The 25,736-nt window shown below is 68.3% G+C and carries 24 protein-coding genes and 1 pseudogene; 14 read left to right on the top strand and 11 right to left on the bottom strand.

Annotated elements, in window-relative coordinates; translation table 11 throughout:
- Positions 1 to 51: 51 nt before the first annotated feature.
- Both QZH66_RS05645 and QZH66_RS05650 read right to left on the bottom strand, forming a co-directional pair.
- Positions 52 to 1,443, bottom strand: coding sequence for a glutamine synthetase family protein (locus tag QZH66_RS05645; RefSeq protein ID WP_305804973.1), 1,392 nt, complete (start codon positions 1,441 to 1,443; stop codon positions 52 to 54).
- A gap of 6 nt (positions 1,444 to 1,449) precedes the next feature.
- Positions 1,450 to 2,208: a gamma-glutamyl-gamma-aminobutyrate hydrolase family protein gene (locus tag QZH66_RS05650; protein WP_305804974.1), complete on the bottom strand. Its 759-nt coding sequence runs from the start codon at positions 2,206 to 2,208 to the stop codon at positions 1,450 to 1,452.
- Between the two features lie 166 nt (positions 2,209 to 2,374).
- Between QZH66_RS05650 and QZH66_RS05655 the strand changes: the two genes are divergently transcribed.
- The 4 genes from QZH66_RS05655 to QZH66_RS05670 all read left to right on the top strand — a co-directional run bounded on the left by QZH66_RS05655 (position 2,375) and on the right by QZH66_RS05670 (position 6,994).
- Positions 2,375 to 3,754, top strand: coding sequence for a glutamine synthetase family protein (locus QZH66_RS05655; protein WP_305804975.1), 1,380 nt, complete (start codon positions 2,375 to 2,377; stop codon positions 3,752 to 3,754).
- Positions 3,751 to 5,055, top strand: a complete 1,305-nt coding sequence (locus QZH66_RS05660) for an FAD-binding oxidoreductase (RefSeq protein WP_305804976.1) — start codon at positions 3,751 to 3,753, stop codon at positions 5,053 to 5,055. Before QZH66_RS05655 ends, QZH66_RS05660 begins: the two co-directional genes overlap by 4 nt.
- Before the next feature lie 70 nt (positions 5,056 to 5,125).
- Complete coding sequence (locus QZH66_RS05665) at positions 5,126 to 6,439, top strand: diguanylate cyclase (protein WP_305804977.1); 1,314 nt, start codon at positions 5,126 to 5,128, stop codon at positions 6,437 to 6,439.
- A 93-nt stretch (positions 6,440 to 6,532) separates the two neighbouring features.
- Complete coding sequence (locus QZH66_RS05670; RefSeq protein ID WP_305804978.1) at positions 6,533 to 6,994, top strand: bacteriohemerythrin; 462 nt, start codon at positions 6,533 to 6,535, stop codon at positions 6,992 to 6,994.
- On the opposite strand, the gene QZH66_RS05675 is transcribed toward QZH66_RS05670, so the two are convergent.
- The 3 genes from QZH66_RS05675 to QZH66_RS05685 all read right to left on the bottom strand — a co-directional run bounded on the left by QZH66_RS05675 (position 6,987) and on the right by QZH66_RS05685 (position 9,173).
- Positions 6,987 to 7,157 (bottom strand): hypothetical protein, encoded by a 171-nt coding sequence (locus tag QZH66_RS05675; RefSeq protein WP_305804979.1) that lies wholly within the window; start codon positions 7,155 to 7,157, stop codon positions 6,987 to 6,989. The genes QZH66_RS05670 and QZH66_RS05675 overlap by 8 nt on opposite strands.
- 52 nt (positions 7,158 to 7,209) lie before the next feature.
- Positions 7,210 to 7,587 (bottom strand): YajD family HNH nuclease, encoded by a 378-nt coding sequence (locus QZH66_RS05680; RefSeq protein ID WP_345783827.1) that lies wholly within the window; start codon positions 7,585 to 7,587, stop codon positions 7,210 to 7,212.
- Positions 7,588 to 7,670: 83 nt separating this feature from the next.
- Entirely contained in the window at positions 7,671 to 9,173 is a 1,503-nt protein-coding gene (locus tag QZH66_RS05685; protein ID WP_305804980.1) for an aldehyde dehydrogenase, read from the bottom strand.
- A gap of 555 nt (positions 9,174 to 9,728) precedes the next feature.
- Here QZH66_RS05685 and QZH66_RS05690 point away from each other — a divergent pair.
- The 7 genes from QZH66_RS05690 (at position 9,729) to QZH66_RS05720 (ending at position 17,130) form a co-directional block, all read left to right on the top strand.
- Complete coding sequence (locus QZH66_RS05690; protein ID WP_305805005.1) at positions 9,729 to 11,039, top strand: aspartate aminotransferase family protein; 1,311 nt, start codon at positions 9,729 to 9,731, stop codon at positions 11,037 to 11,039.
- Positions 11,040 to 11,083: 44 nt separating this feature from the next.
- Positions 11,084 to 12,199, top strand: a complete 1,116-nt coding sequence (gene ald / locus QZH66_RS05695; RefSeq protein WP_305804981.1) for an alanine dehydrogenase — start codon at positions 11,084 to 11,086, stop codon at positions 12,197 to 12,199.
- Positions 12,200 to 12,217: 18 nt separating this feature from the next.
- Entirely contained in the window at positions 12,218 to 13,711 is a 1,494-nt protein-coding gene (locus tag QZH66_RS05700) for a CoA-acylating methylmalonate-semialdehyde dehydrogenase (protein WP_305804982.1), read from the top strand.
- A gap of 120 nt (positions 13,712 to 13,831) precedes the next feature.
- A complete protein-coding gene (locus QZH66_RS05705; protein ID WP_305804983.1) occupies positions 13,832 to 14,710 on the top strand; it encodes a plasmid replication/partition related protein in 879 nt (292 codons plus the stop codon).
- Positions 14,711 to 14,762: 52 nt separating this feature from the next.
- Positions 14,763 to 15,407 carry a DUF5671 domain-containing protein gene (locus tag QZH66_RS05710; protein ID WP_305804984.1) on the top strand — a complete coding sequence of 215 codons (645 nt, stop codon included), beginning with the start codon at positions 14,763 to 14,765 and terminating at the stop codon, positions 15,405 to 15,407.
- A complete protein-coding gene (locus QZH66_RS05715; RefSeq protein WP_305804985.1) occupies positions 15,404 to 15,841 on the top strand; it encodes a hypothetical protein in 438 nt (145 codons plus the stop codon). The genes QZH66_RS05710 and QZH66_RS05715 overlap by 4 nt, the downstream gene beginning before the upstream one ends.
- Positions 15,842 to 15,906: 65 nt before the next feature.
- Complete coding sequence (locus tag QZH66_RS05720) at positions 15,907 to 17,130, top strand: DUF445 family protein (RefSeq protein WP_305805006.1); 1,224 nt, start codon at positions 15,907 to 15,909, stop codon at positions 17,128 to 17,130.
- A 354-nt stretch (positions 17,131 to 17,484) separates the two neighbouring features.
- Here the strand turns inward: QZH66_RS05720 and rlmKL are convergent, their stop codons facing one another.
- Together rlmKL and QZH66_RS05730 are read right to left on the bottom strand one after the other, a co-directional pair.
- Positions 17,485 to 19,629 carry a bifunctional 23S rRNA (guanine(2069)-N(7))-methyltransferase RlmK/23S rRNA (guanine(2445)-N(2))-methyltransferase RlmL gene (gene rlmKL / locus QZH66_RS05725; RefSeq protein ID WP_305804986.1) on the bottom strand — a complete coding sequence of 715 codons (2,145 nt, stop codon included), beginning with the start codon at positions 19,627 to 19,629 and terminating at the stop codon, positions 17,485 to 17,487.
- Positions 19,630 to 19,758: 129 nt separating this feature from the next.
- Positions 19,759 to 20,286 (bottom strand): hypothetical protein, encoded by a 528-nt coding sequence (locus QZH66_RS05730; RefSeq protein WP_305804987.1) that lies wholly within the window; start codon positions 20,284 to 20,286, stop codon positions 19,759 to 19,761.
- A 52-nt stretch (positions 20,287 to 20,338) separates the two neighbouring features.
- Here QZH66_RS05730 and QZH66_RS05735 point away from each other — a divergent pair, with 52 nt between their 5' ends.
- Positions 20,339 to 20,905 carry an N-acetylmuramoyl-L-alanine amidase gene (locus QZH66_RS05735; RefSeq protein WP_305804988.1) on the top strand — a complete coding sequence of 189 codons (567 nt, stop codon included), beginning with the start codon at positions 20,339 to 20,341 and terminating at the stop codon, positions 20,903 to 20,905.
- A 15-nt stretch (positions 20,906 to 20,920) separates the two neighbouring features.
- Here QZH66_RS05735 and QZH66_RS05740 read toward each other — a convergent pair whose 3' ends face one another.
- The 4 genes from QZH66_RS05740 to QZH66_RS05755 form a co-directional block, all read right to left on the bottom strand.
- The gene (locus QZH66_RS05740; protein WP_305804989.1) at positions 20,921 to 21,862 is read right to left on the bottom strand and encodes a DUF1684 domain-containing protein; all 942 of its coding nucleotides are present in this window, start codon (positions 21,860 to 21,862) and stop codon (positions 20,921 to 20,923) included.
- Between the two features lie 78 nt (positions 21,863 to 21,940).
- Positions 21,941 to 22,837 (bottom strand): sulfurtransferase, encoded by an 897-nt coding sequence (locus QZH66_RS05745; protein WP_305804990.1) that lies wholly within the window; start codon positions 22,835 to 22,837, stop codon positions 21,941 to 21,943.
- On the bottom strand, positions 22,834 to 23,637 hold the full coding sequence (locus tag QZH66_RS05750) for a DUF1289 domain-containing protein (RefSeq protein ID WP_305804991.1): 804 nt from the start codon (positions 23,635 to 23,637) through the stop codon (positions 22,834 to 22,836). Before QZH66_RS05750 ends, QZH66_RS05745 begins: the two co-directional genes overlap by 4 nt.
- A 192-nt stretch (positions 23,638 to 23,829) precedes the next feature.
- Positions 23,830 to 24,531 (bottom strand): FKBP-type peptidyl-prolyl cis-trans isomerase N-terminal domain-containing protein, encoded by a 702-nt coding sequence (locus tag QZH66_RS05755; RefSeq protein ID WP_305804992.1) that lies wholly within the window; start codon positions 24,529 to 24,531, stop codon positions 23,830 to 23,832.
- A gap of 167 nt (positions 24,532 to 24,698) precedes the next feature.
- Here QZH66_RS05755 and QZH66_RS05760 point away from each other — a divergent pair, with 167 nt between their 5' ends.
- On the top strand, positions 24,699 to 25,481 hold the full coding sequence (locus QZH66_RS05760) for an enoyl-CoA hydratase-related protein (RefSeq protein WP_305804993.1): 783 nt from the start codon (positions 24,699 to 24,701) through the stop codon (positions 25,479 to 25,481).
- Between the two features lie 10 nt (positions 25,482 to 25,491).
- Positions 25,492 to 25,736 (top strand): annotated as a pseudogene (locus QZH66_RS05765) (hypothetical protein); the annotation flags it as partial.

The following is a 25,736-nucleotide window of genomic DNA, read 5'->3' on the forward strand; positions in this document are numbered from 1 at the left end:
TCGTTTCGCCGCCGGCACCGGGAATGGCGCGCGGCGCTGTGTCCCAGGCGATTACACGTTGAGCAGCAGGAACTCCCGCTCCCACGAGCTGATCACCCGGAAGAAGGTCTCGTACTCCTTGCGCTTGACCGAGATGTACGCGCGCACGAAGCGCTCGCCCAGCATTTGCTTCAGCTCGGTGCAGCCTTCCAACCCGTCCAGCGCCTCGCCCAGCGAGCGCGGCAGGTCGTAGCCCATTTCCTTGGCGTTGCCGGTGACCGGCGGGGTCGGCTCCAGCTTTTCGCGGATCCCCAGCAGGCCGCAGGCCAGGGTGGCGGCCATCGCCAGATAGGGATTGGCGTCGGAACCGGCGAAACGGCTTTCCACGCGCATGTTCTGCGGGGTGTCCAGCGGCACCCGCAACCCGCAGGTGCGGTTGTCGAAGCCCCACTGCACGTTGCTGGGCGAGACCTCGCCAAACATCAGCCGGCGGTAGGAATTGACGTTGGGGGCGAAGAACGCCATCGCCATCGGCACGTACTTCTGCAGCCCGGCCAGGTAATGGCCGAACAGCGCGGTGACCTCGCCCTCCTTCTTGCCGGCGAACACGTTCACCCCGTCCTTCTCGCGCAGCAGGCTCTGGTGGATATGCATGGCGCTGCCCGGCTCGGTCGACATCGGCTTGGCCAGGAAGGTGGCATACACGCCGTGGCGCATCGCCGACTCGCGCATGGTGCGCTTGAACAGGAACACCTGGTCGGCCAGCGACATCGCATCGGAATGGGTGAAGTTGACCTCCAGCTGCGCCGCGCCGGATTCGTGGATCAGGGTATCCACGTCCAGCTTCATCGCATCGCAGTAGTCGTACATCAGATCCAGGATCGGATCGAACTCGTTGACCGCATCGATCGAATACGACTGCCGCGCGGTTTCCGGCCGCCCCGAGCGCCCGGCCGGGGGCAGCAGCGGGAAGTCCGGATCGGTGTTCTTCTGCACCAGGAAAAATTCCACCTCCGGGGCGACCACCGGTTGCAGCCCCCGTTCGGCATAGGCGCCAAGCACGCGCCGCAGCACGTTGCGCGGGGCCAGCTCGTGCGGCTCGCCATTCTTGGTGTAGCAGTCGTGGATGATCTGCGCGGTCGGGTCGGTGGCCCACGGCACCATGCGCACCGTCTCCGGGTCCGGGCGCAGGACCATGTCCGAATCGGCCGGCGAGGTCAGCTCGTAGTAATCGTCGGGAAAATCGCCGGTCACCGTGGTGGCGAAAATGCCTTCCGGCAGGCGCGTGCCGTAGTCGTGCGAGAACTTGTCGGCGGGGATGATCTTGCCACGCGCATTGCCGGTGATATCCGGCACCAGGCATTCGACCTCGGTGATGTTCCGGTCCTTGAGCCAGCGCAGCAGGGAACTCTCCTGCTGGTCGCTGGTGGCCGTCTTCTTGCGGGAGCGCTCGCGCGTACTCATGGCAGGTCAGTTTCGCTTGTGTGTCTGGTAGCGGCGACATGCCTCGCCGAAGGCCTGGAAAATCCCCAGATTGAACGGGTCATCGCGCACCCGCCACTCCGGATGCCACTGTACGCCGAGCAGGAACGAGCAAGCCGGCCCCCGGAATGCCTCGATCAGGCCATCCGCTGCCCGCGCCTCCACCTCCAGCCCGGTACCCAGCCGCGCCACCCCCTGGCCGTGCACCGAATTGACCCTCACGGTGTCGGCCCCGGCAATGCCGGCCAGCAGACCGCCAGCGCTCAGATGCACGGCGTGCGCCGGGCCATACTGCACCTCCAGTGGCGCCTGCGGGTCCTCGCGGTGATCGGACAGCCCCGGCACCTGGTGCAGCTTCTGGTGCAGGCTGCCGCCAAAGGCCACATTCACTTCCTGGAAGCCGCGGCAGATCGCCAGGATCGGCATACCCAACGCCAACGCCTGCGGAATCAGCCCGTCCAGCACATTGGCATCGCGCGCCGGATCGTGCGGGTTGCCCGGCCAGCTGGACTCATCACCGTAACGACCCGGTTCGATATTGCTGGTGGCGCCGGTCAGCAGCAGACCATGCAGCTGTGACAGCCATGGCTGCAGCGGCAGTGGCGGTTGCAGCATCGGCAGGATCAGCGGCATCACTCCAGCGCCATCGACCGCAGCGCGGACGTACTTCTCGCCAACCACGAGAAACGGGTGCGATCCGATCGGTTTGCTGTCGGTAGGCAGGCCGACCAGCGGTGGACTGGTCATGCATCAGGCTCTGATAGCGTGCAGGAAACTTACCCCGGCCGTTTCATTTGCGCAACACACCGCCGGCGGTGGGTCCTTGGATTCAACACCCGCCGCGCGTGCATCGGCTACGCATGGCCCGCAGGCGCGGCTGCTAAGCTGCCGGGGCCACCAACCGGGCATGGCCATGACCGATTCGACCTCCGACTCGCCGCTGCCAGCGCAAGACCTGCAGACCCTGCGCGGGATGGCGGACTGCCAGTCCGTGGACCTGCTGCTGTCCGACACCAACGGCCTGCTGCGCGGCAAACGGGTCACCGCGCAGTCGCTGCCGGCGGTCTACCGCGATGGCATCTGTCTGCCGATGTCGCTGATCGCCACCGACATCACCGGCAATACCGTCGAGGAAACCGGACTGGGCTATGACATCGGCGACCAGGACCGGATCTGCCGGCCGGTGCCCGGCTCCTTGCGGCCGGTACCGTGGGCGCCGCAACCCACCGCGCAACTGCTGCTGTCGATGGAAGACGGCAACGGCGCCGCTTTCGCCGCCCATCCCCGCAGCGTGCTGGAACGGGTGCTTGCCCGCTTCCACGCGCTAGGCTTGACCCCGGTGGTGGCGGTGGAGCTGGAATTCTATCTGTTCGATGCGAGGGCGGATGCCCGCGGCCGCCCGCAGACTCCGCCCCATCCGCTCAACGGCGAACGCAGCGACCGCACGCAGGTCTACTACCTCGACGACCTGGACACCCATCGCGGCTTCATCGATGCGGTCACCGCCGCCTGTCGCCAGCAACGGGTGCCGGCCGACACCGCGGTGGCCGAATACGCGCCGGGCCAGTTCGAGATCAACCTGCAGCATCGCAACGACGCCCTGCTCGCCTGCGACGATGCCGTGTTCCTGAAACGCACGGTCAAGGCCATCGCCCAGCAGCAGGGCCAGCTGGCCAGCTTCATGGCCAAGCCGTTCGCCGCCCAGGCTGGCAGTGGCATGCACCTGCATGTGAGCCTGCTCGACCGCGCCGGCCGCAACATATTGGCCTGCAGCGCCGATGCGCCCAGCGCGGCACTGCGCCATGCCATCGGCGGCCTGCAACACGCCATGTCCGATTGCCTGCTGCTGTTCGCCCCGCACGCCAACAGCTATCGCCGCTTCGTGGCCAACGCCTTTGTCCCGTTGAATGACAGCTGGGGCTTCAACAACCGTACCGTGGCCATGCGCGTGCCGCACAGCGACGCCGGCAATACCCGTATCGAACACCGCATCGCCGGCGCCGACGCCAATCCCTACCTGGTCACCGCCGCGGTACTGGCCGGCATGCTCGACGGATTGCAGCGCCAGTGCGATCCGGGCCCGCCTGTGGTCGGCAATGCCTACACGCAGCGGCCGTTGCAGTCGCCGGCGTGGTCCGAATCGATCCAGCGCTTTATCGCCAGCGAGTTCATCGCGCGCCATTTCGGTATCGCGTTCCGGCATATCTACGGGCAGCAGAAACGCCGCGAGATGCTGGATTTCCAGTCCCAGGTCAGCGATCTGGATTACGCCTGGTACCTGAGAACCGTATGATCGCCATGGTGTCCGCCGGTTCCGCCACGCCCGACTATCCGCCCAGCTGGTATGCCGCCAGCGAGCCGCAACTGTCCGTGCTGCCGCCGCTGCAAGGCAGCGCGCGCAGCGATGTGTGCATCCTCGGCGCCGGCTACACCGGGCTGACCGCGGCACTTTCGCTGGCCGAAGCCGGCTACCGGGTGACGGTGCTGGAAGCCGAGCGCGTCGGCTGGGGTGCTTCGGGACGCAATGGCGGCCAGGCCATCGTCGGTTATGGCTGCGAACAGGACACGCTGGAGCAGCTGCTGGGCGAGGCCGATGCCCGCCTCCTGTTCGACTTCTCGCGCGAAGGCATGCAGCTGCTCAAGCAGCGCATCCAGCGCCATGCCATCGCCTGCGACTGGCGCGACGGCCACGCCCATGTGCCGATCAAGCCGCGCCAGGAACGCGCGCTGCGCGCCGGCATCATCGACATGGCGCAGCGCTACGGCTATCCGCTGCAATGGTGGGACCGTGCGCAACTGCGGACGCAACTGGGCAGCGAGCGCTACCGCGGCGCGATGTACGACGCCGCCAGTGGCCATCTGCATCCGCTGGCCTATGCGCAGGGGCTGGCACGCGCGGCACGCGCGGCCGGCGTGGTCATCCATGAGCACTCACCGGTCCTCCGTCTGCAACGCGGCCGGCAACCGGTCCTGCATACGGCGCAGGGCCAGGTCAGCGCCGATTTCGTGGTCCTGGCCGGCAATGCCTGGCTGCACGGCATCGCCCCGGAACTGGAAGCGCGGATCATGCCGGTAGGCACCTATATCGGTGCCACCACGCCCCTGGGGCCCGAGCGCGCCCGCGGCCTGATCGGCAACGACATGGCGGTGGCCGACATGAACTGGGCGCTGGACTATTTCCGCCTCAGCCGCGACCACCGCCTGCTGTTCGGCGGATGCGCCAGCTACTCGGCGCGGCCGCCGCCGGGATTGCGCGCAGCGATGACCCGGCGCATGCGCACCGTATTCCCGCAACTGGCCGATGTGGAACTGGAGTACGTCTGGGGCGGTTATGTGGATATCACCCGCAACCGCGCCCCGCACTGGGGCCGGCTCGGCGACAACATCTATTTCGCCCAGGGCTTCTCCGGGCACGGCGTGGCCGCCACCGGGCTGGCCGGCCAGGTGATTGCCGAAGCCATCGCCGGCCAGTCCGCGCGGCTGGACCTGTTTGCGAAAATTCCACACGCCCCCTTCCCCGGCGGCCGTGCGCTGCGCACGCCGCTGCTGGTGGCGGCGATGTCGTGGTACAAGCTGCGCGACGCGCTGTGGTGAACCGCCCCGTTCAAGTTCCACCGGGGCCAGCCGCTATCTGTGCTGGATACCCCACGAGTGCATCGCCATCATGTCTGCCGCGCTTCAGGCCGCCTTCCCCGGCAGCCCGATAGAAGCCCTGCCCCAGCGCATCCTGCTGGTGGAAAACTCGCGCACCTTCACCAGCATGCTGCGCGAGGCGATCGAGCAGCGGCTGGAGCTGCCGGTCAGCGTGGCCGCCACCCTGGCCGAAGCCGGCGAACTGCTGGATCGCCAGAGCGGCTGGTTCCTGGTGCTGACCGGGCTGGTGCTGGCCGATGGGGATCGCGACCAGGTGGTGGACTACTTCGTCTCGCGCGGGCTGCCCACCATCGTGGTCAGCGGCGTCTATGACGAGGACCTGCGCAAGCGCGTGCTGCAGCAGCAGATCATCGACTACGTCCTGAAGAACACCCCCGGCAGCATCGACTATCTGGTATGGCTGGTGCAGCGGATGGAGCGCAACCGGCGGATTTCGGCACTGGTGGTGGACGACTCGCCTTCCGCACGCGCCTATGCCGCATCGCTGCTGTCGATGTATGGCTACGACGTCAGCCAGGCGGCCGACGGCAACGAAGCGCTCAAGGCGCTGGAGGCCAACCCGGCGATCCGGCTGGCGATCGTGGACCAGGAAATGCCCGGCATGGAAGGCGTGGAGCTGACCCGCCGGCTGCGGGCAATCCGCTCGCGCGACAAGGTGGCGGTGATCGGCATTTCCGGCAATTCGGACCCTTCGCTGATCCCGCGCTTCCTGAAGAACGGGGCCAACGACTTCCTGCGCAAGCCCTTCTCGCGCGAGGAGTTCTTCTGCCGGGTCTCGCAGAATGTGGACCAGCTGGAACTGATCGGCACGCTGCAGGATCTGGCCACCCGCGATTTCCTGACCGGACTGCCCAACCGCCGCAGCTTTCTGGAACAGAGCCAGCGCCACCTGGCGCAGCCGCAGGCACTCGACCAGGAGGTGGCGGTGGCGATGATCGACATCGACCACTTCAAGCACATCAATGACAGCTACGGCCACGAAGCCGGCGACGAGGCGCTGTGCGCGGTGGCCGCGGCAGTCAGTGCCCACACCCGGCCGCAGGACCTGAGTGCGCGCTTCGGCGGCGAGGAGTTCTGCCTGCTGGCCCCGGGCCTGGATGCGGAGGCCAGCAGCGCGTATTTCGAGGCGTTGCGGCTGGCCGTGGCCAGCATCGAAGTGCCACTGGGCAGCGCGATCCTGCGCATGACCGTCAGCATCGGGGTGTGCCGCATGCCACCGCAGCGCGGCGCCCTGCATCGGCTGATTTCCGAAGCCGACCGCCAGCTGTACCTGGCCAAGGCCGGCGGACGCAACCGCGTCAGCTGTTCCGAAGCAGCGCGGTAATGCCTGCGCGCCAGGGGCGTTGATCCAGATCAACGCCAACCCCGCCGCTCCCGCCTAGAGTTCGCCGCGAACGCTACAACAGGAGAAAGCGCGGTGGCACTACTGGTCTGGCAGGACGACCTCAATACCGGGGTCGATGTCATCGATCACCAGCACATGCGCATCGTGGAGATGCTCAATCATCTCCACATTGCGCAGAAGAGCCTGGAGCGGATGGCGGTGGCCGACGTGATCGACGAACTGGTGGACTACACCATGTCGCACTTCGCCTTCGAAGAGGAACTGATGGAGGAAGCCGGCTACGCCTTCTGCGCCGCGCACAAGCGCGTGCATGAGGTGTTCGGCAAGCGGGTCTCGGAGTACCGGCTGCGGTTCCAGGCCGGCGAAGACGTGACCGAGGAATTGCGCAACATGCTGTCCCGCTGGCTGTTCAACCATATCCGCGGCGACGACAAGGCCTATGCCGAACAGGTCAAGCGCCACCTCAACCAGTTCGCCCGCGAGCACCAGCAGGGCGGCTGGCTGGGGCGCACGCTCAAACGCATCTTCAATTGACCGCGACACGGCGGCGCTGGAGCGCGGCCCGGGCCAGCAGGCTGGCCCGCGCGGCGGCACACCGGTGATAAGAAACCGCGCCAAAGCCGAACCGGCCCGCCAGCCAGGTGGCGGCATACGGCGCAGGGACGGTGCCCAGGAGACTGGCCGGATTGAACGCCAACGACGAACCTGGTGGCAGCCGCCAGCGGGAACCGGCGCGGGCCGCCGGCAGACTATTCGCGCTTGAGCAGCGACTTGAGGTTGGCGAAGGGATTGGCGGTGGCCGCGGCGGTGCGGTCCTCGGCCTCACTGGCCGCCACCCCGGTGTGGTCGACGTAGCGCGAGTGCTCGTTGTCGTGGCAGTACACGCACAGCAATTCCCAGTTGCTGCCATCGGCCGGGTTGAAATCGTGGTCGTGGTTGCGGTGGTGCACGGTCAGTTCCATCAGGTTGACCCGGGTGAACTCGCGCGCGCAGCGCCCACAGACCCACGGGTACATCTTCAGCGCACGCTCGCGGTAACCCTTTTCGCGCTGCTCGGCATCGCGCCGGGCCTGGGCCACGATGCGATCCAGCGCGGCGTTGTCGGGACCGGTTTTCTTCGGTTGCATGCAGGTTCCAGCGTAGCGGCGGATGGCGGCAACTGTATCGCCGTCGCCCGCCGGCAACCAGCGACGTCGAGCAATCCGCCGGTTCAGGCGTCGAGGTTGATCCAGGTCGCCTTGATCTCGGTGTACTTGTCGAAAGCGTGCAGCGACTTGTCGCGGCCATTGCCCGACTGTTTGTAGCCGCCGAACGGCGCGGTCATGTCACCGCCATCCCAGCAGTTGACCCACACACTGCCCGCCCGCAAGCGGCGCGCGACCCGGTGCGCACGGGAGATATCCCGCGTCCACACCCCGGCAGCCAGCCCATAGGGACTGTCATTGGCCATGTGCAGCGCCTGCGCCTCGGTGTCGAAGGCGATCACCGACAAGACCGGGCCGAAGATCTCCTCGCGCGCGATGGTGTCGCCGTGCTCCACCTCGTCGAACACGGTCGGCTCGACGTAGCAGCCCCCCTCGACCACCGCCGCGCGCTTGCCGCCCAGCAACAGGCGCCCGCCCTCCTCGTTGCCCTTGGCGATATAGTCGAGTACGCGCGCGGTCTGCGCCTCATCCACCATCGCGCCCATTGCCGCGCCCTCCTCGAACGGATGAGCGGGCTGCATCTTGCGACCGTGCGCGATCACCCGCGACACGAATTCGTCCCTGACCGGACGCTCGACCAGCAGCCGCGAGCCGGCGGTGCAGACCTCGCCCTGGTTGTAGAAGATCGCGCCGGCCGCCGCTTCGGCCGCCACATCGAGATCGGGCGCGTCGGCAAACACGATATTCGGGCTTTTGCCGCCGCATTCCATGTAGGCGCGTTTCATGTTGGACAGGCCCGCGCACTGCAGCAGGCGCTTGCCCACCGCGGTGGAACCGGTGAACACCAGCCCGTCCACATCCATATGCAGCGCCAATGGCTCGCCGGCGCCCACGCCATTGCCCGGAACCACGTTGAACACGCCCTCGGGGATGCCCGCCTCGGCCACCAGCTCGGCAAAACGCAACGCGCTCAGCGGCGACTTCTCCGAAGGTTTGAGCACCACCGAATTGCCCATCGCCAGCGCCGGTGCGAGCTTCCACGTTGCCATCAGCAGCGGGAAATTCCACGGCACGATCGCGCCGACCACCCCCAGCGGCTCGCGCGTCACCAGCCCCAGCTCGTCCATGCCGGTGGGCGCGACCTCGCCATAGACCTTGTCCAGCGCCTCGGCGGTCCAGCCCAGGCAGCGGATCACCGCGGCGATATCGACGTTGCGCGCATCGCGTACCGGCTTGCCCATGTCCAGCGATTCCAGCACGGCCAATTCGTCGGCGTGCTGTTCCACCAGCTGCGCCAGCTTGAGCAGGGTCTTCTTGCGCTGCACCGGCCTGGCCTGCGACCAGTGCCCGGCCTCGAAACTGCGCCGCGCCGCGGCCACCGCGTGGTCGATATCGACCCGTCCGCCATCGGCCACCTGGCCCAGCACGCGGCCATCGATCGGGCTGATGCAGTCGAAGGTCGCTCCGGAGACGGCATCCACGTAGCGCCCGCCAATGAAGGCGCGGGTTCGCAACGACAGGCTGTCCGCCAGCTGTTGCCAGTCTTTTCGGGTGCGTGCTGCGTTCATCGCGGGAATCCTCGTGGCGGGCATCGCGGCGGCGGTTGCCGTCAATGCGGTAGGGCTTTCAGAACCGGGCCGGGGTGTTGGCGCGTGCAATCACCACCGGCCCAAGGCGGCTATCGGGCACACGCGGCGGCAGGTGGGTGTCCGGATCATAGGCCTGGCCGGCGTCGAGCAACGGTAAAACGGCCTATCCGGCGGTGCCGGATCCGGGGCAAAAATCGACCGGCACGGGCGGAATGCGCCGGGGGCCCCTTTTCAGCGAGCCGGGTGCGGGACCGTCCATGGCCCGTTCAATCGGCTCGGGGTGCCGGGGGATCGCCCGCGCCTGGCTCGCCCGCGCAGCATCGGCGCAGCTGCCGCAGCCGCCCGGCGCTGCGCCGTGCCTGCATTGCCAAGGGGAGATGTTGCCGGATACGTTACCCGGCACTGCGATGATGATTACGGCATTGGCGCCTGCCTGAGGGCGCCGGTGTAAAGCTTTTTCGACATTGCCTGCTGGAGCGTCCGATGACCCGCGACACGTTCCCCGCCGCCTGCGGCGCCGATCCGGCGACCACGATGCCCGAGTCGCTGGAGGCGTTCTGGATGCCATTCAGCGCCAATCGGCAGTTCAAGGCCGCCCCGCGCCTGCTGACCGGGGCCTGCGGCATGTACTACCGGAGCATCGACGGCCGCCAGATCCTGGATGGCGCCGCCGGGCTGTGGTGCTGCAATGCCGGCCATGGCCGCGAACGCATCGTGCAGGCGGTGCAGCGGCAGGTGGCGCAACTGGATTTCGCCCCCGGTTTCCAGCTCGGCTCGCCGCTGCCGTTCGTGCTGGCGCAGCGGCTGGCACAGCTGGCCCCGGACGGGCTGGACCACGTGTTCTTCACCAATTCCGGCTCCGAGGCCGTGGACAGCGCGATGAAGATCGCCCTCGCCCACCACCGCCTGCGCGGCGAAGGCCAGCGCACCCGCTTCATCGGCCGCGAGAAGGCCTACCACGGGGTCGGCTTCGGCGGCATCTCAATTGGCGGCCTGCCCAACAACCGCAAATGGTTTGGCCCGTTGCTGCCCGGGGTGTCACACCTGCGGCATACGCTGGATATCGGCCGCAACGCGTTCAGCCACGGCCTGCCGGCGCACGGAGTGGAACTGGCCGAGGACCTGGAACGGCTGATCGCGCTGCAGGACGCCTCCACCATCGCAGCGGTGTTCCTGGAGCCGGTGTCCGGTTCGGCCGGGGTGATCCTGCCGCCGCAGGGCTATCTGCAGCGGATCCGCGAGATCTGCGACCACCACGGCATCCTGCTGGTGTTCGACGAGGTCATCACCGGCTTCGGCCGCGTCGGCAAGGCGTTCGCCGCGCAACGTTTTGGCGTGGCGCCGGACATGATCACCTGCGCCAAGGGCCTGACCAACGGCACCGTGCCGATGGGCGCGGTGCTGGTATCCAACGCGGTGCACGAACCGTTCATGCAGGGGCCGCCGGAGGCGATCGACCTGTTCCACGGCTATACCTATTCCGGCCATCCGCTGGCCTGCGCGGCCGCGCTCGCCACGCTGGACACCTATGCCGAGGACCGCCTGTTCGAGCGCGCGATCGAACTGGAGGACTACTGGCAGCAGGCCATCCACCGCCTGCGCGGGCTGCCCAACGTGATCGACATCCGCAACATCGGCCTGGTCGGCGCGGTCGAACTGGCGCCACGCGACGGTGCCCCGGGCCGCCGTGGCTTCGAGGTGTTCGAGCGCTGCTTCCACCACGGCGACCTGCTGGTGCGGGTGACCGGCGATACGCTGGCGCTGTCGCCGCCGCTGATCATCGACAGGGCGCAGATCGACCATCTGTTCAATGTGCTTGGCGAGATGATCCGCGCCACCCCCTGATTTCCCGTTGCTGATTCCCACCGTTGCGGTTCCAGGAGAGCGACATGCTGATCGGCGTCCCCCGTGAAATAAAGAACAACGAGTTCCGGGTGGGTCTGACCCCGGCCGGCGTGCGTGAGCTGGCCGCCAATGGCCACAGCGTGCTGGTGCAGCAGGGCGCCGGCGAGGCGATCGGGCTCGACGATGCCCGCTACCAGGCGGCCGGTGCACAGATCGTCGCCGAGGCCGCCGAGGTGTTCGCGCGGGCGCAGCTGCTGGTCAAGGTCAAGGAACCGCAGCCGGCCGAATGCGCGATGCTGCGCCCCGACCAGGTGCTGTTCGCCTACCTGCATCTGGCCCCGGACCTGCCGCAGACCCGCGCACTGCTGGCCTCCGGCTGCACGGCCATCGCCTATGAAACGGTGACCGATGGCCGCGGCGGGCTGCCGCTGCTGGCGCCGATGAGTGAAGTGGCCGGACGCATGGCGATCCAGGCCGGTGCACATGCGCTGGAGAGCGCGCAGGGGGGCCCCGGGCTGCTGCTGGGTGGGGTGCCCGGGGTGCGTCCCGGCAGAGTGCTGATCCTGGGCGGCGGCGTGGTCGGCATCAATGCCGCACGCCTGGCCATGGGAATCGGTGCGCAGGTGACGGTGATGGACCGCTCGCTGGAGCGCCTGAAATATCTGGACGAGTTGTATGGCCCGCAGCTCACCACGGTCTATGCCACCCGCGACGCGATCGACGAGCATCTGCCGCATGTCGATCTGGTGATCGGCGCGGTGCTGGTTCCCGGCGCCCCCGCGCCGAAGCTGATCTGCCGCGCGCAGCTGGGGCTGATGCGGCCGGGCACGGTGCTGGTGGATGTGGCCATCGACCAGGGCGGCTGTTTCGAGACCAGCCACCCCACCAGCCACCAGGCCCCCACCTACGAGGTGGACGGCATCATCCACTACTGCGTGGCCAACATGCCCGGCGGGGTCGCCCGCACCTCCACCTTCGCGCTGACCCACGCCACCCTGCCGTTTGTGGTCGCCCTGGCCGACAAGGGCGCACCGCAGGCATTGCGTGACGATGCCGGCCTGCGCAACGGCCTCAACATCCACGCCGGCAAGGTGACCTGCCACGCGGTGGCGCGGGCGCTGGGGCTGGACTATATGCCGGCCCTCGCCGCACTCGGCTGAGACGACCAGGACGCCGCCATGACCGACCTGCTTTCCCACCACATCGACGGCCGTCCGCAACCCGGCCACAGCCACCGCTGCGGCGAGGTGTTCGACCCGGCCACCGGAGGCGTCAGCGCGCGGGTGCCGCTGGCCGATGCCGCCGACGTGGATGCCGCGGTAACGGCCGCCGCACGCGCGTTCCCGGACTGGGCCGGGACCACGCCACTGGGGCGGGCGCGGGTGATGTTCCGTTTCCGCGAACTGCTGGAACGCCATACCGGCGAGGTGGCCCGCCGCATCACCGCCGAGCACGGCAAGACGCTGTCCGATGCGCGTGGCGAGGTGACCCGCGGGCTGGAAGTGGTCGAGTTCGCCTGCGGCATTCCGCACCTGCTCAAGGGCGAGCACTCGATGGCGGTGGGCCGCGGCGTCGACAGCTGGAGCGAATATGCGCCGCTGGGCGTGGTCGCCGGCATCACTCCGTTCAACTTCCCGGCGATGGTGCCGTTGTGGATGCTGCCGATCGCGCTGGCCTGCGGCAACAGCTTCGTGCTCAAGCCGTCCGAGCGCGTCCCGTCCGCCGCGCTGCTGCTGGCCGAACTGCTGCAGCAGGCCGGGCTGCCGGACGGGGTATTCAATGTCGTGCACGGCGACAAGGTCGCGGTCGATGCGCTGATCGGGCATCCACAGGTGCAGGCGCTGGGTTTTGTCGGCTCCACCGCGGTGGCCGAATACCTGTACGCCCGCGGGTGCGCCACCGGCAAGCGGGTGCAGGCGCTGGGCGGAGCCAAGAACCATCTGGTGGTGATGCCCGATGCCGATCTGGACGATGTCGCCAGCGCGCTGCTCGGCGCCGGCTACGGCTCGGCCGGCGAACGCTGCATGGCGATTTCCGTGGCGGTCTGTGTCGGCGATGCCGTGGCCGATGCGCTGGTCGCCCGACTGGCACCGCGGGTGCGGCAGCTGCGGCTCGGCCCCGGCAGCGACGATCCGGACCTGGGCCCGCTGGTCACCGCCGCCCATCGCGACAAGGTCCTGGCCCATATCGCCAGCGGCGTGGCCGATGGCGCCACGCTGCGGGTCGATGGCCGCGGCCTGAGCGTGCCTGGCCACGCACAGGGCTACTTCCTTGGCGGTTGCCTGTTCGACCACGTCACCAGCGCCATGCGCATCTACCGCGAGGAGATTTTCGGCCCGGTGCTGTGCGTGGTGCGGGTGGCCGACGCCGACGCCGCACTGGCGCTGGTGAACGCGCATGAATACGGCAACGGCACCGCCATCTTCACCGCCCACGGCGGACTGGCGCGGAACTTCGCCCACCGCGTGCAGGCCGGCATGGTCGGCATCAACGTGCCGATCCCGGTGCCGATGGCGTTCCACAGCTTCGGCGGCTGGAAACGCTCGCTGTTCGGCCCGCTGCATGTGCACGGCACCGATGGCGTGCGCTTCTATACCCGGCTCAAGACCGTCACCGCGCGCTGGCCGGCCACCGCGCGCGGCGCCGAATTCGGAATGCCGGCGATGGAGTAAGCGCCACAACCGGCACACGGCGCGCATGAACCCGCTGCGCGCCGGACCGGGCCACCGCCTCCCGCTGGACGGCCGTGGTTACTACAATGCCGCCCCCACGTTTCACCGGCAGCATTGCGCATGGACATCATCGTCAACGAAGAACTCAAGGCCTACATCGACCCGCTGACCGCGGACGAACACGACGCGCTGGAGCGCAGCATCCTGGCCGAAGGCTGCCGCGACGCGCTGGTGCTGTGGGGCGACGTGCTGATCGACGGCCACAACCGCTACGGCATCTGCCGCAAGCACGGGCTGCCGTTCAGCACCGTGCAGAACACCCGTTTCCAGTCGATGGACGACGTGCACCTGTGGATGATCGAGCAGCACCTGGGACGCCGCAGCGTGTCCGATTTCCAGCGCGGCGTGCTGGCGCTGCGCAAGCGGGAAATCATCGAAGAACGGCACCGCGCCGAGCAGGAACAGCTGCGGCGGGAAAGCGAAGGCGAGGCGTCCAGCAGTGACGCCGCGGCCGGCGATGAGGGCGACACCCCGCCGTGGGAACCGGCGCCCAGGCTCAGCAAGGCCGAGATCGCCCGCGAGGCGCGCCTGAGCAGCAGCCAGGTGACGATGATCGAGAAGATCCACAAGCAGGCCGCGGCCGAAGTGGTGGAAGCGGTGAAGGCCGGCACTTTGTCGATCAGCGCCGCCGCGGTGGTCGCCAGCCTACCCGAGGCCGAGCAGCGCGCCGCGGCACTGGGTGGCAGGGAAGAGCTGAAGCAGGCCGCCAGGCGCGTGCGTGACGCCCGCCGCAAACCCCGGGCCGACGTTCAGGAGGACAGCAACGACAAGCAACTGGCCAGCACCGACCCCGAAGCGGCGCCGGTCAGCGCCGAGCTCGAAGTCCTGCGGCAGCGGGTCAACACGCTGACCGCCGAGAACCAGGCACTGCGGATGGAGCTGGACGCGCTGCGGGCGCGTCTGCACGGCGGCGCGGCGATGGCGGCCGGGGACGCTTGATCGCCCCGGGGCCGGCGCCTAGGCTGCAAGGCATCAACCCAAGGAGTCGGTGATGGCCGCAGGTTCCCCGGAACTGGAACAGTTCGTCCGTGACGCACTTGCACGCGGACACGAGCGGACACAGGTAACGGCGGCCCTGCTGGCCGCCGGGTGGCGCCGCGGACAGGTCCACAGCGTGCTGGAGGGCTGGGCACAGGTGGACTTCCCGCTGCCGGTTCCGCGCCCACGGCCCTCGCTGTCGGCCCGCGAAACCTTCCTCTACCTGGTGCTGTTCAGCACCCTGTACTTCTTCGCCTACCACCTGGGCAGCCTGCTGTTCGCGCTGATTGAACACGCCCTGCCCGATGCCGCCGACGCCGCCTGGCGAACCGCGCGTCGCAGCGCTTCGATCCGCTGGTCGATCTCGGCACTGGTGATCGCGCTGCCGGTGTTCGCCTTCATGGCCTGGCATATCAGCGGCGAGGTCAGCCGCGACCCGCTCAAACGGCTGTCGCCGGTACGCCGCTGGCTGACCTGGCTGACCTTGTTTCTCGCCGCCGCGATCCTGCTCGGCGATCTGACCACGCTGGTCTACAACCTGCTGGGCGGCGAGCTGACGGTCCGCTTCGCGCTCAAGGCGCTGGTGGTCGGGACGATCGCCGGCAGCGTGTTCGGCTACTACCTGTGGGACCTGCGCCACGAAGAGGGCCAGGCATGAGCCGGCTCCCGCCCGGTACCCGCCTGCTGGCGGTGGCCAGCCTGGTTGCGGGCGCCGCGATCATCGCCGGCATCCTGGTGACGGGCTCACCCGCACAGCAACGCCTGTGGCGGCTGGACGAGAGCCGCAAGGCGGATCTGGAAACGCTGCAGCTGGCCACCCGGGATTACTGGCGCGCACATGGCGCGCTGCCGCAGAGCCTTGCCGTGGTGGCCGCGCAGCCGGGCATGAGCCTGCCACTGCACGACCCGGTCAGCGACCTGCCCTATGGCTATCGCGTTATCGATGCCACCCGTTTCGAGCTGTGCGCGACGTTCGCCACCGACAGTGCCCGGCATGGCGGGCACCGCGGCGCCCCGCCCGATGCCTGGGTGCATCCGCGCGGGTCGCATTGTTTCCGGCGCGCCACCCGGGACCCCGTTGGACTGCCATGAGCGATGGCGTGCCTACTGATCCGCGCCGCGCCCAGCTGCGCCGGCTCAAGCGGATCGCCGTGGCGATGCTGGTGGCGATGCTGGCCGGCTTCCTCGTCAGCCACCTGCATGGCGAACGCGGGATCTGGGCCTGGGTTGCCGCGTTCTGCGAGGCCGCGGCGGTCGGTGCACTGGCTGACTGGTTCGCGGTGGTGGCGCTGTTCCGGCGCCCGCTGGGCCTGCCGATCCCGCATACCGCGATCATTCCACGCAGCAAGGAGCGCATCGCCGACAGTCTTGCGGTGTTCGTGCGCGACCATTTCCTTGAGCCCGAAGCGCTGCTGGCCAAACTGAAGGTGTTCGATCCGGCCACCCGCCTCGGCCAATGGCTGTCGCAACCGTCGCAGGTGCGGATGCTGGCCGGTATGGCGCGCGGCTGGGCGTTGCAGGCATTGGACCTGTTCGATGAGGCGGCGGTGCGCCGCGCCATCCAGGGCTTCGTGGTCGATCAATTGCGCAAGTGGAATGCCGCGGCCACGGCCGGCGAACTGCTGGGCCTGCTGACCGCCGGCAACCGCCACCAGCGCGTGCTCGATGAAGGCCTCAGGCGGGTTGCCGAATGGCTCGACGATGAATCGATCAGGCAACGCGCCTCCGCCCTGATCGTGCGCTACATACGCAAGGAATGGCCGAAGCTGGCCAGCACCGTGGAATGGGTCAAACCGATGGACGAGATCGGCGACACCCTGGCCGAGCGGCTGGCGCGCGCAGCGCTGGAAGAACTGCAACAGGTGCTGTCCGAGCCGGAGCATCCCCTGCGCCAGGATTACGCCCGCTGGATCGGCGGCTACATCCAGCAGCTGCGCCAGGATCCCGCACTGGCCGCGCGCGTGGACCAGCTCAAGCAGCAGGTGATCGACCACCCGGCCGTGCAGGACTACGTGCAGGGGCTGTGGCAGCGGATCCAGCATTCGCTGCGCGAGGACCTGTCACGCCCCGACTCGGTGCTGGCGGCCTATCTGGAACGCAGCCTCGGTTCGCTGGGACAGGCCATCGGCCGCGATCCGGCACTGCGCGATGCCCTCAACCAGCACATGCTGGCCGGCGCGGAGAAACTCACCCTGCGCCTGCGCGAGGGCGTCACCAGCCACATCGCGCAGACCGTGAACAGCTGGGACGAACACAAGCTGGTGGAACAGCTGGAACTCAGCGTCGGCCGCGACCTGCAGTACATCCGCTTCAATGGCACCCTGGTAGGGGGATTGGTCGGCCTGCTGCTGCATGCGATCACCGGCTGGCTGCACTTCTGAAAAAACCGCGGATCTGGATCGAGGCGTGCCGTAAGTTCCGCCCGCTCCGGGGGATTGGGATGAGACGCAAGCTGAAGCCATCACCGGCCCGCGGCTCAGCGGTGACGTGCAATCGCAACGAGGAAATGCTGCGGGGCGCGCGCATGCAGGCCGACGCCGGGCGCGCCCCGGCCAGCCGCGGCACCGTGATCGATGGCGCAGCCGATCCGGAGCGTTGCGGTACGCCAAGTGGCGTCATGAAATGGCCAGACCTTCGGCCGCCCGGAAACGGGCAGCCTGGAAAACCCGGTCACCGGAGCCTGCCGCCGCTGCGCGCGGGGGCGAGCGGGTCCACGCCGGCGCCGGGCCTTCGACTCACGCCCCGTAGCGGCGCAGCTCCCACGCACGGTGGATGCGCCCGTTACGCGCGAAGTCCGGCCCGATGGTCTCGGCCGAAATCTCGCGGCACTCGGCGAATTCCCTGATCGCCTCCTCGTCCAGCTTGAAGCGACGGAAATTGTTCGAGAAATACAGCACGCCCTCCGGGCTCAAGCGCGCCACGGCCGCGCGCAGCAGACGCACGTGTTCGCGCTGCACGTCGAAGTCCTCGGCGCGCGCGGAGTTGGAGAAGGTCGGCGGATCGCAGAAGATCACGTCGAAGCGGTGGCGCTCGGCTTCCAGCCAGGCCAGGGCATCGGCCTGGATCAACTGGTGCGCGCTGCCCCCTTTGCCGTTCAAGGCCAGGTTGTCGGCGCACCATTGCAGGTAGGTACCGGACAGGTCGACGCTGGTGGTCGTGGCCGCACCGGCCACCGCCGCCTGCACACTGGCCACGCCGGTGTAGCAGAACAGGTTGAGGAAGCGCTTGTTGATGGCCTCCTGGGCCATGTGCCAGCGCAGCGGGCGATGGTCGAGGAACAGCCCGGTGTCCAGATAATCGAACAGGTTCACCCGCAGCAGCGCAACGTTCTCGCGCACCAGCACGAATTCGCCGCGCTGCTCGAAGCGACCGTACTTGCTGCCGCCCTTGCCGCGTTCGCGCGACTTCAGCGCGACCTGCTCGGCCGGCACCTGGAACACTTCACGCGCGGCCAGCAGCAGCTCGTTGCGACGCCGCCGCACATCGGCCTCGGGAATGGTCGCCGGGGCCGCGTATTCCTGCACGTGCAGGAAGGTGCGGGCCTTGCCGCCGTCCTCCTGGTAGACGTCGATGGCCGCGGCGTATTCGGGCAGATCGGCATCGTAGACGCGGTAGCAGGTGATCTGCTCGCGGCTGAGCCAGCTCTTGAACTTCTTGAGGTTCTTGCGCAGGCGGTTGGCCACCATCTGCGCGCCTTCACTGAGCTCACGCGGCGGGCCGGCGTTCTCGCGCTGCGGCACTGCGATCGGATCGCAGACGATCAGCGCGCATTCGATCGCGCCATTGAACAGCTGGTATTTCTTGGCGGCGCGCAGGCCGGTGGCGAAGGCCAGATCGGCACTGCCGCACAGCAGACTGGCCCGCCACTGCGGCACCGCGCGTTTCAGCGCATCACCCAGCTGGCGGTACAACGCGTTGTCCGCGGCCAAGCGCTCGTCGTACGGCGGGTTGCAGACCACGCAGCCGGTCGCCTGCGGCGGCACCTGCAGATCGACCACGTCGCGCACCCCGAACCAGATCGCCTCGGCCACTCCGGCCACTTCGGCGTTTTCCCTGGCGGCGCGGATCGCATGCGGATCGTTGTCGCTGCCGCGGATCACCTGTTTCAGTGCCGCGCGACCTGCCGCCTCGCGCTCACGCGCTTCGGCCAGCAGGGTGTTCCAGGCGTCACGGTCGAAGCCCAGCCAGCGGCTGGGCGGAAGGCTGCCGTGGCGCTGCAGGCCCGGAGCGACGTCGGCGGCCATCAGCGCGCCTTCGATCAGCAGCGTGCCGCTCCCGCACATCGGGTCGAGCAGGCCGCCGCCTTCGGCGTGGATCTTCGGCCAGTTGGCCCGCAGCAGCACCGCCGCGGCCAGGTTTTCCTTCAACGGCGCCTCGTTCTGCGCCATGCGCCAACCGCGCCGGTGCATCGGACCGCCCCCCAGATCGATCGAGATCGTGGCGCGGCCCTTGCGCAGCGACAGGTTGATGCGCACGTCCGGGAACTCGGTGTTCACCGACGGCCGTTCAAGCCCCTGTGAGCGCAGGCTGTCGACCACGCCGTCCTTGACCCGCTGCGCGGCGAAGCGCGCGTGGGTGATCTCGGTACCGGACACGTGGGCGTCCACCGACAAGGTCAGCCCGGGGTTGAGGTGCTGGTGCCAGGGCATGGCGGACACGCCCTGGTACAGCGAACCCTCGTCCGGGCACGCGAATTCGGTCAGCGGCCACAACACGCGGCTGGCCAGGCGCGACCACAGCACGATGCGCTGCGCATCGCGCAGTTCGCCTTCGCAGTTGACCCCGGAGATGGTGGCGGTGGCCTTGCTCAGGCCCAGCGCCAACAGTTCGTCGGCAAGCAGGTACTCCAGGCCTTTGGCACAGGAAACAAAGAATTTCACGGGATCGGGTCGATTTTCAGGAAAGGGGGCACACCGGCGGCACCGGAGCGGTTCCGGGCCTGCGGCCATGGCCGCTATTGTAGGCAACTGGGGCCGCCGCCGCCCTCACCCCGCGCGGCCGGCGCGCGGCTACAGCGTGCGCAGCAGCTCTTCGAAGGCGCGCGCGCAGGTGTCGACATGGGCGCCGAGCCGATGGCTGTCGTCGAGCAGCAGCAGCCGCGCCGACCGGGCCTGGGCCCAGGCGACCACCTGCGCGGCGGGAATCAGCTCGTCATGCCAGGCATGGACCACGCTGATCGGCACCTTGGCCGCGTCCAGCGCCGGCATCGGCCCCATCGCGGTCGGCGGCACCATCAGGAACAGCGCGCGGGTCGGCACCTGCAGCGAGGCGATCGCCGAAATATACGAGCCCAGGCTGGAGCCGGCCAATACCACCGGACCGTCAACCGCCGCCACGGTGGCCAGGTCGATCAGCCGCTGCAGCCGCGCGGGCACGTCGCCGACACTGCTGATCCCGTGCCTGGCATCCAGATCGGTGTAGTCGGGGCGTTGCACGGTCCAGCCCAGCCGCTGCGCCACGTCGGCCAGCGCGGTGACTTTGATCGCGTCCGGGCCACTCTCGAAACCATGGGAGAGGATGCAGTGGCCACGGCTCATCGTGAACTGTCGGGGAAATAGCGGGTCATCTTCCGGATGCTAGCATCCACCGATGCATCCGATCCCGCCGCCCATCGTCCACGTTCCGCTGCCCTATGAGGAGAAGCTGGAAGCGCGGGCGTTGTCCGCCATCGATCTGGTGGTGATCCACTGCACCGAGCTGCCGGACCTGGCAATGGCCCGCGCGTATGGCGAACGCGTGCGGTATGGCAGCGGCACCGGCAACAGCGGTCATTACTACCTCGACCGCGATGGCAGCGTGCAACAGTACGTGGCGCTGTCGCGGGTGGCCCACCATGTGCGTGGCTACAACCCGCGCTCGATCGGCATCGAGCTGGTCAACCGCGGCCGTTATCCGCACTGGCTGGATTCGCGCCACCAGGCCATGGACGAGGCCTATCCCGACGCCCAGATCGCCGCGCTGCTGGCACTGCTGCAGTGGCTGGCGCAGGCGGTACCGTCGCTGCGCTGGATCGCCGGCCACGACGCGCTGGACACCACGCTGGAAGCGGCCAGCGATGACCCGCAGCAACAGGTGTCGCGCAAGCGCGATCCCGGGCCGCTGTTTCCGTGGCCGCGGGTGCTGGCGGCAATGCCGTTGCAGCCGTTGCCGCGCTAGCCGCGGTACACGCCGTCACTTCCCGGCGAGATAGCGTTTTTCACCGGCGGTCACTGCCAGATCCAGCCGGTTGGCCGGTGGCGCAATCGGGCACACCACATGCGGTGTCAGCGCGCAGGGCGGGTTTTCGGCGCGGTTGAAATCCAGCACCACGCGGCCGTCGCGGGCCATCTCCGCGAACAGATAGCGCGCCCCGCCATAGGTCTCCTTGCCGCTGGTGCGGTCGGAGAACAGGAAGAACAGCTGTGGGCCTCCCTGTGCCCGCTCCAGCTGCAACGGCAGCAGCCGGTGGGTGCGTCCTTCCATCTCGAATACGGCCTCGCCCGGGGAGGTTACGGCCTGCGGGGTACCGATGGAGGTCAGCAACATCAGCTCCCGCGGAGTGGGAAACGCATGCCATTGCGCCACCACCCGCCAGTGCGGCTGGACCGGGAAATGCTCGATGCCGCTGAAGGTGCGGCGCCGGATCGAGCCGGGATCCCGATAGCGCCAGCCCGTGACCGCGCCGGTGCGGACCAGGTAGAACTCCGCGGCGCCAAGCATGATGCTGCTCGCTTGCGCGCCACCGGCAATGGCCGGCTGCAATTCAACCTGCGCCAACGGCCGGCCCTCGAACGTGGCGCCGGAGCCGGCAACGGCGGTGAAGCGCGCGCGCCCGTCAGGATCGAGAACAAGTTCCCCCAGTCGTGCAGGTCCACCAGGCAATACCAGCTGGTTGCCGCTGCCACTTCCCACCCGATAGCGGCCCGGCTTCAGCCGTCCGGACCCGGTGTAGCTCAACCAGCCATCGGCCGCGCGCAAGCGGGCCAGCCGCTGCATCCGCCACTGTTCGATTTCACGCGCGTAGACCTGCGGCGAGGGGGCGGCGTTGCTGTCGTCGGACGCACCCGACCGACGCCCGTCACACCCGATGACCAGCAGCACGGCGATGCCGATGATCCATCGCCGCAGCCCCATACGCCCAGTCCCGCCCGTGTCGCGCAATTCCCGGTGACCATTGCCGGTTGCCGTCCGCGCTGCTCGCATGCGCCGGACTCAGCCGCGGGCCACCGGCCGCGAGGGATCGCTGATCCAGCCGCTCCACGAGTCGGCATAGACCCGCGCCCCCACCAACCCGGCATGTTCCAGCGCCAGCAGCAGATGGCAGGCGGTCACGCCGGATCCGCACATCAGCACCACCTGTTCGGGCGCACAGCCTCCCAGCAGCGGCTGCAATTCGGCGCGCAATTCGGCGGACTGGCGAAACCGGCCCTCATGCACATTCAGTCCGAAGGGCCGGTTCACCGCGCCGGGCACATGCCCGGCCACGGGATCGAGCGGCTCCACTTCGCCACGGAAGCGCTCGCCGGCGCGGGCGTCGAGCAGCCAGCCCGGAGCGTGCGACAGGCGCGCGGAAATTTCCTCGGCGCGCACGATCCGGCGTTCATCGAACTGCCCCGGATACGGCGGCAACGGCGTGATGTCCGGCAGCGCCGTGGTCAGCGGCAAGCCGGCGGCCTGCCATGCCGCCAGGCCGCCATCGAGCACCGCCACCTGCGGGTGTCCGATCAATTTCAACAGCCACCACAGACGCGCGGCCGCCATGCTGCCATCGCCGCCGTCATACACCACCACGGGGGTGTCGACCGCGATTCCCCATTGACCCAGACGCGCGGCAAACGCGGCACTGTCGGGCAGCGGATGCCGTCCGTGCCCGGGCTTGGACAGGTCGGCCAGGTCCCGGTTGAGGTCGGCATACACCGCGCCGGGCAGATGGCCCCGGGCATAGGCTTGCGCACCGGCCTGCGGATCGCCCAGCGAGAACCGGACATCCACCAGTCGCGGCACGGCGTTGGCACGTGCATCGAGCGGGCGCGCATCGGCGGCGGCCAGGGCATCGGCCAGGCCGGCAGCATCGATCAGCGTGGTCCAGCCAGGGACTGCGGTAGTCATCGGGTTTGCTCCAGGCGGTGGCGCAGGTTGTACAGGATGGCCGCGGTCGCCCCCCAGATACGCTGCCCGGGCCAAGTGTATTCGAGCACGTGGTGCACGCGGCCCTGATATTCCATCTCGATCCGCCGCAGGTTGGCCGGGTCCATCAGGAAGTCCAGCGGCACCTCGAACACCTCGGCCACCTCGGCCGGCTGCGGTACCGCCACGAAGGCCGGGTCGATCACCGCCACCACCGGAATCACCCGGAAACGGGTGATGGTCACGTATGGATCCAGATACCCCAACGCCTGCAGCTGGTTGTTCTGCAGCGCGATTTCCTCGTCGCTCTCGCGGATCGCCGCCGCCACCGGGTCGTCATCTCCCGGATCGATCCGGCCACCCGGAAACCCCACCTGTCCGCCGTGATGGCGCAGCGCCTCGGTGCGCCGCGTCAGCAGCACCTGGGTTCCCATCGGGCGCGGGATCAGCCCGACCAGTACCGCGGCTTCGGCCGGCGGGGTCGGCGGCAACAGAGCGGCCAGCTCCGGATAGTTCCAGCCCGGGCCGGACGGCACCTGCGCCAACGGATTGAGCGAGCGCACCAGCCGCTCGCGCCCCCGCAGCGCTTCAACAAACGGAGTGGCGCCGTGCTCCCGCGCGGGCAACACCGCGTCCATGAAATGCAGGCGCTCGGCGTCGCTCATCCGGGTCCAGCGCGCAATCTCGTCACCCGTGCGGAAACACCCCTCGCACAAGCCGTTGCGGTCCAGCGAACAGAGGCCGATACAGGGGCTGAGTACGGCGCGGTGACCAAAATCCATCAGAGACAACACCAACTGGAGTCCGCCCTATTGTGCGCCAGCCGAAGCCGGCAAGCGTGCCAGAACCTGCGCAGACCGGTTTCAGCCAGGCCACGCCTGCGCGGGCGTGACCTGGCGGGCAACGCCAGACAAAAAAATTGCGCCGGCGTACTGGACCCCGGCGCAATCTGGAAAAACCGCTGGAAACAGCTGTTACTTGACGCTGACCAGCTTGATCTCGAACTGCACGGCCACGTTCGGCGGGAACGGCGTACGCGGATCGGCACCATAGGCCTTCTCCGGCGGCAACGTCACTTCCCACTTCGAGCCGGCCGGCATCTGCAGCAGCGTGTCACGCATGGCCTGCATCTCCACTTCGCTGACCTTGATGGCCGGGATCTGCTGGGCCGGACGTGCTTCGGCCGGATGCTGGCCGTACGGGAACGGGCCGGCCACTTCCAGTGCCACGGTGCTGGCCTGGGTCGGCTTGGCGCCCTTGCCGGCTTCAATCACGCGGTACTGCACGCCGCTGGCCAGCGTCTGCACGCCCGCCTTGGCCTTGTTGGCGGCCATGAACTGGTCGCTCTTGGCCTTGTTCTCGGCGGCGGCCTTTTCGTACTCGGCCTTGGCGGCCTGGGCACGGCCCTGCTCGCGCTTCTGGAACGCTTCAACGGCCGGCTTCAGCTGCTCGGCGGTGACTGCCGGCTGCTTCTTGGCGTAGGCGTCCTGCAAGCCCTTCACCACCGAGTTGATGTCCAGCTGCTCACCGCGCCCGGTCAGTTCGGCCAGGTTGTTGCCGTAGTCGTATCCGAAGTAATAACTCAACTTGCCCTTTTCGGACGCGATGTCCTGGGCGAAGGCATTGCCCGTCAGGGCCAGGGCCGCGACGGCGACCGCGATTGCACGCAACTTCATCAAACAATTCTCCAGGGGTGGTGGCTCAAGGCGATCATGCCGCCTGAGGCGACGAGTTAGGATAGCCGCGGCAACGGCAGACCGCCACTAACGACCTGTGCTGTGACAGGCAACGGTTCAAAGAGTTCAATACTCACTTTTTTTTAACGTTTTCAGGAGTTTCACGCATGTCCGACGCCCCGGTTTCCCTCCGCACCGCCGACGCGATCCGCACGATCACCGTCCAGCGCCCGGAAAAACTCAATGCGTTGAACCGGCAGACCCTGCAAGCACTGGATGCGGCCTTCGCCGACGCCGCGGCCGATGACGCGGTACGCGTGGTGGTGTTGACCGGCGCCGGCGGCAAGGCGTTCGTGGCCGGCGCCGATATCGCCGAAATGACCACCCTCAGCCCGGTGCAGGGCCGCGACTTTTCGCTGTTGGGCCAGCAGCTGATGCGTCGCATCGAGCGCCTGCCCAAGCCGGTGATCGCGATGGTCAACGGGTTCGCGCTGGGCGGCGGCATGGAGCTGGCCATGGCCTGCCATCTGCGTATCGCCGCCGACAGCGCCAAAGTGGGCCAGCCGGAAATCAACCTCGGCCTGATCCCGGGGTTTGGCGGCACCCAGCGGCTGGTGCGTCTGGCCGGTCGCGCCGCCGCACTGGAACTGTGCCTGCTCGGCGCGCCGATCGATGCCGCCCGTGCCCTGCAGCTGGGGCTGGTCAACCGCGTGGTGCCTGCCGCCGAGCTGGAAACGGAAACCCTGAAAATGGCCGCGCAGCTGGCCAACGCGGCGCCGCTGGCACTGCGCGGCATCCTCGATACGATCAACATCGGCGGGGAATGCGCGATCAGTGAAGGCCTGGAATATGAAAGCGCGCAGTTCGGGCTGATGTTCTCCACCGCGGACATGCGCGAAGGCACCGGCGCGTTCCTGGAACGCCGCAAGCCGGCGTTCAACAACCGCTGAGCCGCTACCGATGTCCGCTTCCCCCATTTCACCGCAGCAGTTGCTGGATCTGGTGCTGGCCGATGACCTGGACGGCGCCGTGCGCGCCGGCCTGATGGACTACGCCGCCACTGCGGGCGATGCCACGCTCACTCCGGCGCAATCGCAGCTGCTGCTGGACACCCGGCAACGCCTGCAGTCCGCCTGGGCCGCGCGCGCGCGGCATCGCGCCCGCACTGAACGTCTGGCGCGACGCGCCGCCGAACGTGAGGCGCG

The sequence above is a fragment of the Stenotrophomonas sp. YIM B06876 genome, assembly GCF_030711595.1.
Lineage (GTDB): Bacteria > Pseudomonadota > Gammaproteobacteria > Xanthomonadales > Xanthomonadaceae > Stenotrophomonas.